The 14,361-nt window shown below is 36.7% G+C and carries 13 protein-coding genes and 1 riboswitch; of the genes, 3 read left to right on the forward strand and 10 right to left on the reverse strand.

Annotation, left to right across the window (positions count from 1 at the left end; genetic code table 11):
* Positions 1 to 38: 38 nt before the first annotated feature.
* Entirely contained in the window at positions 39 to 1,169 is a 1,131-nt protein-coding gene (gene ald / locus OWO01_RS11045) for an alanine dehydrogenase (protein ID WP_268780522.1), read from the reverse strand.
* Positions 1,170 to 1,441: 272 nt separating this feature from the next.
* On the opposite strand from ald, the gene OWO01_RS11050 reads away from it, so the two are divergent.
* Entirely contained in the window at positions 1,442 to 3,100 is a 1,659-nt protein-coding gene (locus tag OWO01_RS11050; protein WP_268780523.1) for a family 43 glycosylhydrolase, read from the forward strand.
* A gap of 212 nt (positions 3,101 to 3,312) precedes the next feature.
* On the opposite strand, the gene OWO01_RS11055 is transcribed toward OWO01_RS11050, so the two are convergent.
* From OWO01_RS11055 to OWO01_RS11080, 6 genes are all read right to left on the reverse strand, one after another.
* The gene (locus OWO01_RS11055; protein WP_268780524.1) at positions 3,313 to 4,038 is read right to left on the reverse strand and encodes a P-II family nitrogen regulator; all 726 of its coding nucleotides are present in this window, start codon (positions 4,036 to 4,038) and stop codon (positions 3,313 to 3,315) included.
* Entirely contained in the window at positions 4,031 to 4,762 is a 732-nt protein-coding gene (locus tag OWO01_RS11060; RefSeq protein WP_268780525.1) for a DUF1538 domain-containing protein, read from the reverse strand. The genes OWO01_RS11055 and OWO01_RS11060 overlap by 8 nt, the downstream gene beginning before the upstream one ends.
* Positions 4,759 to 5,451, reverse strand: a complete 693-nt coding sequence (locus tag OWO01_RS11065; protein ID WP_268780526.1) for a DUF1538 domain-containing protein — start codon at positions 5,449 to 5,451, stop codon at positions 4,759 to 4,761. Before OWO01_RS11065 ends, OWO01_RS11060 begins: the two co-directional genes overlap by 4 nt.
* A 309-nt stretch (positions 5,452 to 5,760) precedes the next feature.
* Complete coding sequence (locus tag OWO01_RS11070; protein ID WP_268780527.1) at positions 5,761 to 6,714, reverse strand: LCP family glycopolymer transferase; 954 nt, start codon at positions 6,712 to 6,714, stop codon at positions 5,761 to 5,763.
* 332 nt (positions 6,715 to 7,046) lie between these two features.
* Entirely contained in the window at positions 7,047 to 8,327 is a 1,281-nt protein-coding gene (locus tag OWO01_RS11075; protein WP_268780528.1) for an ABC transporter substrate-binding protein, read from the reverse strand.
* Positions 8,314 to 10,179, reverse strand: a complete 1,866-nt coding sequence (locus OWO01_RS11080; RefSeq protein WP_268780529.1) for a diguanylate cyclase — start codon at positions 10,177 to 10,179, stop codon at positions 8,314 to 8,316. Before OWO01_RS11080 ends, OWO01_RS11075 begins: the two co-directional genes overlap by 14 nt.
* Before the next feature lie 148 nt (positions 10,180 to 10,327).
* Positions 10,328 to 10,418: riboswitch (cyclic di-GMP riboswitch) on the reverse strand.
* A 359-nt stretch (positions 10,419 to 10,777) separates the two neighbouring features.
* Here OWO01_RS11080 and OWO01_RS11085 point away from each other — a divergent pair.
* Positions 10,778 to 10,933, forward strand: coding sequence for a hypothetical protein (locus tag OWO01_RS11085; protein WP_268780530.1), 156 nt, complete (start codon positions 10,778 to 10,780; stop codon positions 10,931 to 10,933).
* An 81-nt stretch (positions 10,934 to 11,014) separates the two neighbouring features.
* On the opposite strand, the gene OWO01_RS11090 is transcribed toward OWO01_RS11085, so the two are convergent.
* Complete coding sequence (locus tag OWO01_RS11090; RefSeq protein ID WP_268780531.1) at positions 11,015 to 11,911, reverse strand: ATP-grasp domain-containing protein; 897 nt, start codon at positions 11,909 to 11,911, stop codon at positions 11,015 to 11,017.
* Positions 11,912 to 12,047: 136 nt separating this feature from the next.
* Between OWO01_RS11090 and OWO01_RS11095 the strand changes: the two genes are divergently transcribed.
* Positions 12,048 to 13,838: a methyl-accepting chemotaxis protein gene (locus tag OWO01_RS11095; protein WP_268780532.1), complete on the forward strand. Its 1,791-nt coding sequence runs from the start codon at positions 12,048 to 12,050 to the stop codon at positions 13,836 to 13,838.
* A gap of 121 nt (positions 13,839 to 13,959) precedes the next feature.
* On the opposite strand, the gene OWO01_RS11100 is transcribed toward OWO01_RS11095, so the two are convergent.
* Together OWO01_RS11100 and OWO01_RS11105 are read right to left on the reverse strand one after the other, a co-directional pair.
* Positions 13,960 to 14,109, reverse strand: coding sequence for a hypothetical protein (locus OWO01_RS11100; protein ID WP_268780533.1), 150 nt, complete (start codon positions 14,107 to 14,109; stop codon positions 13,960 to 13,962).
* Entirely contained in the window at positions 14,100 to 14,249 is a 150-nt protein-coding gene (locus OWO01_RS11105) for a hypothetical protein (protein ID WP_268780534.1), read from the reverse strand. Before OWO01_RS11105 ends, OWO01_RS11100 begins: the two co-directional genes overlap by 10 nt.
* Positions 14,250 to 14,361: the final 112 nt, after the last annotated feature.

Below are 14,361 nucleotides of genomic sequence, written 5' to 3' on the forward strand. Positions count from 1 at the left end.
ATTACAGAATTTCCTCTGTAATGCTTAAGGCTCACACTTTATACGACAACATCTTTTGCCAAACAATCTTCTAAAGAAGAATACGGATAACCTAATGCATCTGCTACTGCCTGATACGTTACATTTCCTTGGTAAGTATTAATCCCTTTTCGTACCGCTTCGTTTTCTTTTACAAGTTGTTCAAAGCCCTTATTCGCTAGTTCTACTGCGTATTGAGAAGTAACATTCGTTAAAGCGAAAGTCGATGTTCGTGCCACCGCGCCAGGCATGTTTGCCACTGCATAATGAACTACGCCATGTCTTAAATAAGTCGGTGCATCATGAGTAGTGATATGGTCAATCGTTTCAATCGATCCACCTTGATCAATCGCAACATCGACGACTACTGTGCCAGGCTCCATTGTCTGAATCATGTCGTCCGTAACTAATTGTGGTGCTTTTGCTCCCGGTATTAATACTGCCCCAATTAAGAGATCCGTTGTTCGGACTTCCTCGGCAATGTGTAATTCGTTGGACATGATTGTAGTTACTTGTCCACTGAACAGATCATCCAACTCTCTTAAACGTCTTGGGTTCACATCTAAAATGGTTACATTCGCTCCTGCTCCTAAAGCCATTTTTGCTGCATTCGTGCCTACGATTCCACCACCTAGGATTGTTACATTTGCCGGTTTTACACCAGGTACTCCACCTAGTAATATTCCTTTACCGCTTTGTAACTTTTCCAAACAATGCATCCCAATTTGAACAGACATTCTCCCCGCAACTTCGCTCATAGGAGTAAGCAACGGTAAACTACCGTTATCCAGTTGAATTGTTTCATAGGCAATAGCTGTAACTTTTTTGTCTAAAAGAGCTTTGGTTAATTCGGGCTCAGCAGCCAGATGCAAATAAGTAAACAAAAGCAATCCTTCACGAAAAAATTGAAATTCTTCTGGTTGGGGTTCCTTCACTTTTACTACCATTTCTGCATCCCATGCTTCTTTACTTGTCGAAACAATTTCAGCACCGACAGCTAAATATTGGTCATCTGTAATTCCACTTCCGATACCAGCTTCCGTTTCCACCAGCACATGATGGCCTGCGCTCACTAGAGAAGTTACTCCTGCTGGGGTCATCGCTACCCTGTTTTCATTCTTTTTTCGTTCTTTCGGTACACCAATTAGCAAAACAACCACATCCCATTCTGTAATTTAATTACTATTATACTTGAAATCTAACTTTTAAAAAACCAATAACAGGATATTAAAACTAATAATGATTGTAAGTATTTTATGTTTATTTAATCTTTTTTCTTTTTAAGAGAGCATCTCACATTATTCATTGAGTTATACGAACAAGTTCTATATACTTTTATTATGTAATGGAATCGCTTTCAATAACTTTTTAAAAATTAACTTCATTGCCCAATTTTACACCTACATATTAAGGAGGTTTTACAATGAAAAAAAAGCTATTATTAACCATGATTGGCGTGCTGCTTTTCCTATCTCTTCCTTCAAGTAATCATGCTGATGGTAACCCAGTCATTAAAGATCGGTATAGTGCAGATCCTGCTGCAATTGTACATGATGGAAAAGTTTATCTATACACTGGGCAAGATGAAGCTACACCGAATGATAATTTCTTCGTCTTAAAAAAATGGAGCATTTATTCTTCAACTGATTTAAACGATTGGCAATATGAAGGTTCACTTGAACGTACAGCATTCACATGGGGGATGCATGATACCGCTTGGGCATCTCAAGCAATTGAACGCGATGGAAATTTTTATTGGTACACTACAGTACGTAACAATAGTTCAGTAGCACCAGGATATGCAATTGGGGTTGCTGTCTCTGATCATCCTGTCCACGGTTGGAAGGATGCGTTAGGAGAGCCTCTCGTATCTTCTGCAATGACTGATAGCCCGGCTGGAATGGGAAATGACCCTTGGGATGTGATTGATCCAACTGTTTTTATTGATGATGATGGACAAGCGTATTTATATTGGGGAAATACTCATCTATATTACGCGAAATTAAAAGAGAACATGATTGAACTTGATGGTGATATTGTTCAAGTAGAAATTCATAATATGCCTGGGACTTTTACAGAAGGGCCTTACTTACACAAATATCAAGATCAATATTATATGACTTATGCAATGAATTATCCGGAAGAAATCGGCTATGCCACTAGTGATAGCCCTGAAGGACCTTGGGAATTCGGTGGTAAAATTATGGATCGAATCCCTAATAGCGGTACGAGTCATCCCGCGGTACTAGAGTTTGAAAATGAATGGTATTTTATTTATCACAATACTGCGCTTCCAGGTGGTGGCGAGTATAATCGCTCCGTTGCGATTGAACGTCTGCATTATTATGAAGATGGTTCAATCGCAAAAATCACCCCAACCGCATCGGGGGTTTCTGGATCAAGTTCGTTGATTCAACCACTTAATAGCGATTTAGCTTTAAGACAATTAGCAATTGCTCTTCGACTAGCTGAAGTGAATGAAACTAGTTTTGATTTTCGCTGGTATGAATCAAGCAGTTTACTAGAGACTGGAGATAATTATGTTTCTTATCAGAGTGAAAACAATCCTGGCATTTATTTAGTTAGACACGAAAACGGATTACGTCTAGAGAAAAATGACGGCTCAGAAGAATTTGCTGAACGAGCAACATTCCATAAAACAGTAGGCCTAGCAGACGCTAATGCATATTCTCTCCAGACATATGGCGATGATATGTATATAGCTATCATCCATGGAAATTCGATTGGTCTTGTTAGCGAAGCTGATTTAGTTGATCCTGCCGACGCAACATTTACTATTGAAGATGGTGAAGAGATTATTCCACCTCAACCTGTAACAGAATCAGAAACTGATCCGGTGGATGAAGAGGAACTACAAGAAGAACAAACAGTTAATGAAGACGCTGATCAGGAAGAACCTGTAGAATTTACTGATGAAACAGAAGAGGAAGAAGAGAATTCCTTACTACTTACTGTGCTAGTCCTCTCCGCCCTTGTTGTCATTGCAATCGCATTTTTTGTAACCAAACAAAACAATATCAAAACAACGACAAAGGAATCGAATAACAAAAAAGATGAATAAAGTGAACTTTCAAGCAGTGGGGTTTTTAGGTATTCCCCCGCTGATTGTTAGCCCTAAAGGATGACCTACCATTCGGGGTGCTAGCGTCCGTTACTCCCACTTAATCAACTTTGATTTTCTCGTTGTTTTGAAGGAGGAGTCTTACGGACGATTGCTCGGGATAAAACCAAAAGAGCAGAGCTACGACGATTGAATCGTGGTAGCTCTCCTTCTTAATCTTGATACTTTTGACCAAGTAACTCGTTATAAATGTGATTAATTCCTATTGTTTTTTCCACTTCGAGAACAAAAGCAATGCCTTTACCAGGCTTATTTAATGCTGCATCTTCATTGATTGCTTGAAGAACTTCCTCCGTTCTTTCCCGTTCTATCAATGTCAAAACTACTTCCTTTTCCGGTTCAATTAAAATATTAAATAATTTTGCCTTTTCATGGATACCAGTTCCTCGACCATGTATGATTGTTCCACCTTCTGCACCGGCACGTTTCGTAGCATCAACAACTTTTTCTGAATCTCCATTATTGACAATTGTAACAATCAAATCATAATAAACTGCTGGGACATTCATATTTGCCTCTACTCCTTCCTCGCTACAGTCAGCAATAGCATTACCTAACATCCGGGAAATTCCCGTCACTTTTTTTATATCAATAACAAAAGCAATCCCTGTCTTCTGTTTGTTTAGTTGTGCACTCGATTCGATTGCTGTTAAACAATCATAATAAATATCCCTAGAGACAATCGTAAAAATAATTTCACGTTCTCTTTCAATTGGGATGCCGAGGAATCTTTGCTTTTCATTCAAACGAAAACCTTTACCAAGTAGTGTTGTTCCTCCTTGAGCTCCAGCCAATCGAGTCGCATGAACGATTTTTTTTGCTTTATCCTTTTTTACAATCGTGACAATTAGTTTATGATCTGTAATTCGATTAAGCATCGTCTGATCCTCCATTCTGCTTATATAATCGACCGAGCACTAAGACGGACAAAATGGGAGCCAGGGCAACTAAGGCTATCATCCCAAAGCCATCAATCATGGGGTCGCGACCATCAATTACAGTAGCAATTCCTACAAACATTGCTAATAGAAACGTTGCAATCATCGGCCCCGTCACGATCCCACCCGAATCAAAAGCAATCGCGGTGAAGAGTTTACTTGAGTTTTTTGCTAACCAAAATACCAAAAGATATCCTGGAAGAATAAAGTACCATAAGGAAATGCCTAATAAAATTCGCACCATGGAAAGTGCCATCGACAATCCCACTCCAATAGAAACAGTGTACAACAAAATACGCTGCGGAATATAACCGGCTGATACTTTTTCTACTTGATGAATAAGGATGGTTACTGCAGGTTCAGCATAGGTTGCAAAGAAGCCAAGCACAAAACCAATTGGGATCAGAAGCCATTGACTATTCAGTGCTCCTAAACGTTCTCCCATCATTTCACCAGTTGGTAAAAAGCCAATATTTACTCCTTGCAAAAAAAGAGATAATCCAATAAAGGTCAAAACAAAGCCAACTAAAGTATCGATCACTTTACGTCGCGATAATCGTAAAAAGAAGATTTGAAAAAAGATGAAGAAGACAAGTAGTGGTATTAGCGCAAAGAAAACTTCTGATAAAACAGCAAGAAACCCTTGGAAAATAGTAATGTTCATCCGTAAATCACTCCCAAAATCAATACGGAAATAACAGGACCGATTGAAGCTAATGCGATGAGACCGAATCCGTCACCAGACGTAGCCTTCCCTCTTAGAACAGAAGTAACACCAACACCTAGTGCTAAAATAAAAGGAACTGCCATAGGACCAGTTGTAGCACCACCTGCATCTAATGATATTGGTACAAAGGTAGACGGTGTAAATAAGGCCAGTACAAAAATAATCAAATAACCAATGATCAGTAATTTTAACAAAGAAATATCAAAGATAATTCGCGCTAATGCTAAGGCGACAAAAACCCCGACTCCTACTGCTACTGCGATCATTAACATACTACTGGATATATCTCCATCAGATACGAAATCAACTTGATTGCTTAATACTCGAACACCAGGTTCTGCCATCGTTACGACAAAGCCAAGCAGAAATCCAAACATTAAAATGAGACTTATTTTTTTCGTCTTTGATAGCGAGGAACCAATCATCTCACCGACTGGTGATAAGCCAACTTGAACACCTAATAGGAATAAGAAAATACCGATACTAGCCAAGATAACACCGATGAGAAATTGAAGGAATACTTCTGTCGGTAAAAAAATCACCGTGAATTGTAAAATAATCAAAATAACGGTTATTGGTATAATTGAATATAATACTTCAAAAAATGTGTCCTTTAGATTTTCCATCTAAAATCTCCCCCATTATATGAATACAATTATAACAGTCTATGCTGGAATTGCGTAACGATATGGCTATTATTTGATTAGATGCAAAAAAGTCGAATTCAAAAATAAAAACATTTCACCCCGTTTTAATAACAGATAAAAAAACAGGAAAACCACCTTGTCCTTTTAACAAACAATGAAGAAGCTAAATTTTTCAAGGACTGATGGTGAGAAGCTATAAGGTGACACTTTCCTACAAGATAAACATACTATGTTTATCTTATAAAAAAATCGAGCAGATACACGATACGTGTTTCTGCTCGATCTATTTTATGATTCAATCATATTTCTAACATTAGCTATTTCTTCATCTGGAACAATATAATAATAAATATTTCGACCATTTTCATTGATTGATGTTCCCGATCCTTGGATCTGATAGCTTTCAAAATTCTTAAAAGTGTTATTATAATTTCTGAATAGACGCATCATGTCATTATACTCCATGTTTGTGCCCATGTTGTTTCCTAATATATTGGTAACTTCACCAATTCGGGTCACATTTTGAACCTTAACACCTTCTTTAATCAAGCCTTCAATTACTCTACGCTGGCGGTCTGTTCGACCAAAGTCCCCTGTCGGATCTTGTTTTCTCATCCGAACATAACTCATCGTCTTGTCTCCATCCATCTCAACTGGACCTTTTGTGAAATGGTAGTTGCTATCACGCCATTCAATTTCATTGTTAACCGTAATTGGACCCAACTCGTTTACCAGTTCTTCTAGTCCAGCCATATTAATTCGCATAAAATAATCCAATTCAATACCAAGAAAATTCTCGACTGTTTGAATAGACATGTCAGCCCCACCATATGCATAGGCATGGTTAATTTTTTCGGTCGTACCTCGACCAACAATAGGTGCTCTTGTATCACGAGGAATACTGATTAACTTCATCTGGTCTTCTCCAGGTTTTAATGTCATAATCATCATAGCATCGGAACGACCGCTATCCGACGTCTCAGCATCGATCCCAAGTAATAAAATGTTCAAGTTTTCTCGGTCTTCGATTTTTTTCTGTGTCAATTCCGTATTAATAGAACCTACTGGCTCAAACATTCTTGAATCAACCGTACTTTTTATATTATTAAGCACAACCCACGCATAAATTCCTACTGTTAAGATCAATACGCCTATTATAATTAGCGGTGTAAGTATCCACCATTTCTTTTTCGATTTTTTCACTGATTTATCTCTATTATTTTTTTGTTTTAATCTACTCATAGCATTCTTCCATTCTGTATGTTAATGATCAATCATAGTCCTATTTTCATAGTATATCAAAAAAGGAAATAAGTACAAGTATTTTTTGAATAATAGATATAATCCATCAACACCTACTCTACGATAACGAAAAATAAATAGTAGAGCTTTAACCTTCTCCACAGATTATTCAAATGTTCAGGTTATTAGTGTCGGTTATTCCCTCCTCACTTTATTAAAAAGGAAGTTTTACAGACAATTGCTCTAAAGGAAAAAGGATCTCATATCATAAAACCAAGATACACCTTAACATAGAAAAAATTACATGTTTTATCTTGTAACAAAGAGAAAAATCATTGTCCCTGTTGCAATCCTCTTTGGTCGTATCGAATACGACTTTTTACATTCCTGTGAACCTTGTTAACTCTGCTCTGGCCAACTGGTTCTCCATTACTGAATTCGTAAAGCGCCTCTGTCCACACAATTCTAACCTCGTGATCAAGCATACTAGGTATACCTAATTTCTCCTCTTCCATAATAGTCCAGTGAAATTCAGCTAAATTCTCTTGATCATAAAAAGGATCATCTTCTAGATCTGTGTGCATTTCCAGCATATTATTTGCGAAATGTCGGACGAATGTCCAAGCTAATTGCTTGTTTTCACTCGTCGAAGCAATAGCAACGGACGAGCTAGCTGTCGCATCGATACCAGCTAAATCAAATGGTAAGGAGGTAATTCGCCATTTTCCGCTTTGCTCAGGAACCCAGTCCTTTAGTCTATCTTGACCATAACTACCCATTTGAAACATAACGATTTGATCCTCTTTCAGTGCGGTCAAGCCTTCACCCGTCCAGATACTTAAATCAAGAGGAGCTAGTTCTCGTTCACTTAAAACGATTGCAGCCTGAATCATATCTGAAAATCCGCCTTTTTGTCCTAAATATTCATGTTCAGCTGTAAAAAAATTTGATGACCGTAGAGCTGTTTGTATTAACATATTTGGTGAATCCACTACATAATGGTTATTTTCGTTTAAAATATCCGCCATCGCAATAAACTGTTCTAAGTCAGCTAAATAATCCTTTAACTGTTCTGGATCATCTGGAAAACCATGTTGCTCCAAAATATCCGATCGATAATATGTTACATAAGGAAAAAACAAGACCGGAAATGCATACATTTCTCCAAAAGCATTATAGTAATTCTCTAACAAACCACTTGGCCTTTTACCGAAAAACTGTTGATCGTAATACAGAGGATTTGATAAATCTTCTAATCCATCGATTCCCGAGAACGAGCCTAATAATTCGTCTGGAATAATAAAGAGGTCGGGTGTCTGTCCATCAATCATACTCTCGTGATATTTTTCCACTACATTTACTTGATCAATGATTTTCACTTCAAAATGAACATCAGGATAATATTGTTGAAAATTTTCGATCGATCCATCCAGAAAATTATCGTGCGTCCAAATAACTAGTTCTTCCTGTTCTGCTTTCGGTGAAGAATAATCCCTCTCACTATAAGCAGGTGTATCTATTCTTTTTTCATAAGGGGAGAATGTAAAAGAGGAAACACAGCCAGTCAGCATGAGTAAGACAACAAATAACGTATTATACCTAGCTTTTTTCATCATTTTCTCCCCTTTCCTCGCGATAAATATTCAATCCATTTCTACCATTTTCCTTCTGCTGATACATTGCTAGATCTGCTGCATGTAATAAAGCGTCCACTGTTTTCCCATCGGTAGGATAAAAACTAATACCGACACTAGCTGTTAATTGGATCTCTTTCTGATCGATAGTAATCGGTTTTTTAATATTTTTTAATAAAGCATTGCATATCTCATAAACCTTTGAGTTAGATTCAGTCTGCAAGATTGCTACAAACTCATCGCCTGCCAACCGGTAAATTTGGATATGTTCGACTTGCTTTTCAAATTGAAGCAATCTGTTTGCAAAGTATTTTAGCAATTGATCTCCACCGCTATGTCCAAACGTATCATTTACATCTTTAAATTTATCTAAATCGATAAATAGAAGGGCAAAAAGCTCGCTATTATCAACAAGTTTTTGGATATCTTGATAAAAAGTATGACGGTTTGGTAAATTGGTTAGTTCGTCATAATGAGCAACACGAAATAGCTCTCTTTCCGAGCATACTAACTGCTCTGTTCTTTCCATCAACAATCTGTTCTTCTCATTTAATTCAGAAAATATTCGCTTTAATTCCATTCCTACCTTTTCTACATTGTTACCCAGTTCGGAAAACTCACTAATTCTTGTTGTTCGCGCAGGTATCGTTTCCTTGGAATCCAATTTCTCTGGTAGTTCACTAGTCGTCACTGTCAAGTAATTTAGAGATCTCGTCAAAATATAATTCCCTAACGTTCCAAATAGAAAGGAAGCAGTAAATACGAACATAATTGCGATAAAATAAGTGGTTAAGCTTTCGAGACTTTTTTGAACATCTGCTCTTAACGGAATATACAAATCTACTTGTTTATTCAAGAATGAAGTGGTTGTAACAAAATAACCATGCTTCCAGTCTCTTACACTACTACCATCCCCTCTAACCCAAAGGAACTGATCCGACTGATATGGTGCGACTACCCCTTCAACAAGTTTTTCTTGAAATCCTGAATAATCAGGCGCCTTTGGTGTCTTCATATAGACCGAATGATCTTGCGAAAAAATATAAATAAATTGATCCGATTCACCAATAAATTGATCCAACCTGTTATTCAAATGCCCTTTTTCAATTACTGAACCTAAGTAAAGACGTTGTATTTCAACTTCATCTAACTGGTTCACACGTTCACTCAAGGTCATCTCTAATACTTGATGTCTTGTTTGGTATTGTGACAAAACATCCTCTTGCATCATCCATGCTTGTATAATCGTATGGATAATAATTGGTGTAACAGCAGAAACTACGATTATATTAAAAATAATCTGTCCAAAATACAGTCGACTCTTCCTACAAAAAAACTTCTGAATAAGCGGAACATGTGGCAAATAGACGGCGAATATATCAGCAATCAAAGCCGCGAATAATAGTTCTACTAAAAATTGAATAAACAAAAAGGTGGAGACAGGTGTAGACCAATCATTGTAATCGATTACAAAACTCGTTATAAAGGGAACCAAAAATAATAGAATGGAACAGACAAATGTCCAAGTAAATATGTCTTTCCCTCTCTTTTCATATAAACTACCAACAATCAATACAATGATCAAATAATAGAACGTATATGTATTTGTTGAATCAAGCATAAATGCTATCACGCTAATCAATACCCCTGACAGCATTCCTCTTTTTAACCCCCACAATCGAAGTGCAACAAAATACCAGATACCTGCAGAATTTATTGAGATTCCAAAGACTAGTGGAAGCGTATACATTTGAGCAAGCACACCCAATATAATAATACTGAGAAATAAAACCCAATCTTTCCTTGACGATCGTGGTCTCTCTCTGTTCATTTTGTTACCTCCAATTCTAGTTGTACAGCTTTAATCTCGATACTCGTTTTATCCAGATGAATCAACATTAGTGATTGTATTACGAGACTAATCATACAAGTAAAAAAGCCCACTTTATAAAAGTGGACTGCCCAGATATACACATAATTCGGGTAGTCCAGCCATCATTGTAGAATGTAATCTACATTAGACCTGTGACTTTGCGTCACTATTTTTCAATAGTTTTGCCTTTTTCCATATAGTTCAATATTATCATAAATAAGGAGATTTTCCTACTACTATTTTCTCTTAACAACACACCTTATCTTGATGAAATCACAATACAGTTCAAATTATCTGTTTAACTATCTAAATTCTATTAAGTAATTTTAAACCAGATTGTTAAGGATCCTAACGACAATGAATTCGATGGTTTGGATAACGACGTCATTGACGGCACATGACTAGTAGAATCGTTAATACTCAAAAGAACTTTTCGTCAGCATTTTACGGATGAATATTACAATAACGTTAAAAAAATTACAATTGGATGAAATGTGATTAGGCTACTTCCTATCCGGGTATTGTAATTCTAACAACAATTAAGGAGGTTTTTTACATGAAAAAGAAAGTTTTAATGACTCTTGGTACATTTGCAGTATCTGTCGGATTATTAGCAGGTTGTAATGGCGAAGTTGAGGATCCTGTAGAAACTCCACCAACGGAAGATCCTGTCGAAGATCCAGCGGGAGAAACAGAAAATGATAGTTTATAAGAAAGTTTGATTTTTCAACCTTCCTATACTAATAAAAGAATGCTCTCATTTACAAGAGCATTCTTTTTTGGTTATTTCAATTTAAGAATTTTTCGTTAGCTGTACTTTAATATATTGTAAGATATCCTTTGTTACATCAACCCTAGTACAATCGAAAATGTTCTTAATGTGCGCATTGGAATTAACTTCGCAGATGATAGGCTCCCCATTTTTCCCAAAAAGTAGATCCACGCCAGAAAAATCTGCCCCTGTTGCCAATGATGCTTGAATAGCTAATTTTTTAAAAGATTCAGGAGGATCAACTGCTTCCATCTTTCCACCATTCGTTACATTCGCACGAAAATCTTCTATCGAACTACGCATCATCGAAGCAACTACTTTATCACCGACAATATGGATCCGAATGTCACGTCCTACACTACTTTCAATGAGCGTTTGATACAAATGAGGGATATGTAGTAAATCCCGATTTTTCTCTTCAAGTTCTTTACGATTTTTCACTAAATAAACTTGTGCACCAAATGAACCATACGCTTCTTTCACGATCATAGGATAGCTTAATTCTTTTTCAATAAAATCGAGAAATGCTGCATCAGCTTCTACATTTCCAGGAAAAATCATTGGTGCAAAAATGGTATTTGGAATTGGTAAGTTATGTTGAGCTAATATTTGGTACATCGTAATTTTATTATCACAGATATCAATTGTTTCTTTTGAATTAAAGACAGGGATCCCTAAACGCTCAAATTGGTCGGCAAGACGGATATCTTTATCTAAAAACAAGACAAAATCAGGGTTGTTTTTTTGACCATCTACAAACAATTGATTTTCCTTTATAAATGCATATACCTCTGTATTTTTTATAGATGTTACTTCCATATTAATAGATTGTCCTGCTTGCTCGTACCAACGATTCATCTCCGTAAACTTTTTTGAGATCAGTCCTGCATTATAAATCAACCAACCAGAATAGCTCATCCTGTTCATCCTTTCTCTGTCTGCAATCTATATGTTAGATTATCTGACATATATAGTTACTTTTTTACTTTTTTAAGAAATTCTTTCGACAATTTTTTCATTAAGTGCTAAAATTATATAGATAATCAAAGAGGGGATGAAGAACGTGAAAAAAATTAGACAGATAAAAGTAAAATTACCACTTTTTATGGTCGTGTTACTAGTATTGCCCAGCCTTATTACTGGATACATAGCATATCACCAAACAGCAATACTTGAACGTGTTAACATTGAAAAAGAAGAGCTTGAAACATTAGGGTCTAAATATGAAAATATTTTTAACACGTACGAAGAATTCATTGAGGAACTTAGTCAAGATGAGGAGTTAAACTATGCTAACGTCTCTGTTACCGATGAATCTACCAGTGCACTAAGTAATATGCCTTTAGCTAATGATCCAGCGTTAACTTATCATTATGAACAATACTTATCCACACTATCTTCTGATAGAGATTATATCATTAATTTATTTCTCGGAACAACAGAAGGCGCAATATATCTAGATAATATACCCGATGTAGACTTAATTGGCTATGATCCTAGAAACGCAGATTGGTATAATGAGGCACTTAGTAATCGAGGAGAAGTTATTTGGACCTCGCCATACATAGATACAGCGACAGGCGAATCAGTCATATCTGCCGCAAGAACAGTAGCTGGTGAAGATGGACAAACAATCGGAGTAATTGGTCTTGATTTCGATATGTCACACTTAGCAGGGATGATTCGTCAAGATATTCTCATTTCAAATATGTTAACTGTTGCAGTTGCAACGATCATCGGGCTATTCATTGTTATATTCTTTACAAAAACACTTCTTCTCAACATGAAGAAGATTAGTGATGAAATGAAGCGTTTAGCTGAAGGAGATCTAACAGGTGAAGCAGTGCAAGTAAAAGGAAAAGATGAATTTAATGATCTGGCTGCTGCAGTTAATCAAATGAAGCAAAATCTGACTTCGATGATTGGGAAAATAATGACCGCAACTGATCAAGTAACAGAACAAAGTGATACGTTATCAAAATCTGCTGATCAAGTAAAAGAAGGTAGTGAACAGATTGCTGCTACAATGGAGGAACTTTCATCAGGGAGCGAATCACAAGCTAATAGTGCGTCCCATTTAGCAACAATGATGGAAAAATACAATCATAGTATTATTACGGCTTCTAATAATAGTGAAAAAATTGCAGATAATTCAAATCAAGTAATGGCATTAAGTACTGATGGTGCGAAACAAATAAAACTGTCTGTTGATCAAATGCAATCCATTCACAAGATTGTTCGAGATTCTTTCTCTAAAGTACAAGGGTTAGATAAGAAATCACAAGAGATTGGAAAAATTGTTGCCGTGATTCAAGAAATTGCTGATCAAACAAACTTACTAGCTTTAAATGCAGCGATCGAAGCTGCTCGTGCAGGGGAAGAAGGAAAAGGTTTTGCTGTAGTTGCAGATGAAGTAAGAAAATTAGCTGAACAGGTTAGTAATTCTGTAACAGACATTTCTGGAATTATTCAATCCATTCAGGTTGAATCCAGTCAAGTAGCACAGTCACTTGAAACAGGATATCAAGAGGTGGATAAAGGTTCTGAGCAAATCGAATCTACCGGCGAGTCTTTCCAAAATATTAACACGTCCATTTCTGAGATGGTGGAAAAAGTTGAATCGATTGTATCCGAGCTAAATACTATAGCAAATGAAAGTAAGGAAATGAATAAATCTGTGGACGAGATCGCTTCTATTTCACAAGAATCTGCCGCAGCAGTAGAGGAGACTGCAGCATCGGCTGAAGAAACAAATAGCTCCATGGAAGAAGTCTCAAAGAGTGCAGAAGAATTATCGGAGTTAGCCGAAGTGTTAGAAGGTCAAGTGAAACAATTCAATCTATAATTTTCAGAGGGACGCGGATGATATTATTACATCCGCGTCCTTTTTTGTGAAATACGTTAGGAGGGCGGACGAACCATTGGGAGGAATGCAGTTTCTGGTATTGTAAACATTTTTTGAGAATTTAATCGCATCTTTTCCGATTTATTCGCATTCTCTGCGATTTATTCGCATCTTTTCCGATTTGTTCGCATTCTCCGCGATTTGTTCGCATCTTTTCTGATTTGTTCGCAATCTCTACGATTTGTTCGCATCTTTTCCGATTTATTCGCATTCTCTACGATTTGTTCGCATCTTTTCCGATTTATTCGCATTCTCTACGATTTGTTCGCATCTTTTCCGATTTGTTCGCATCTTTTCCGATTTATTCGCATTCTCCGCGATTTGTTCGCATCTTTTCTGATTTATTCGCATTCTCTACGATTTGTTCGCATCTTTTCCGATTTATTCGCATTCTCCACTATATGCTTCCTTCTTTAGAAATTAACTGCACTTCTTATTTGTGCACACTCTATACAATCACATC

The organism is Natronobacillus azotifigens (assembly GCF_026805325.1).
Classification (GTDB): Bacteria; Bacillota; Bacilli; order Bacillales; family Amphibacillaceae; genus Natronobacillus; species Natronobacillus azotifigens.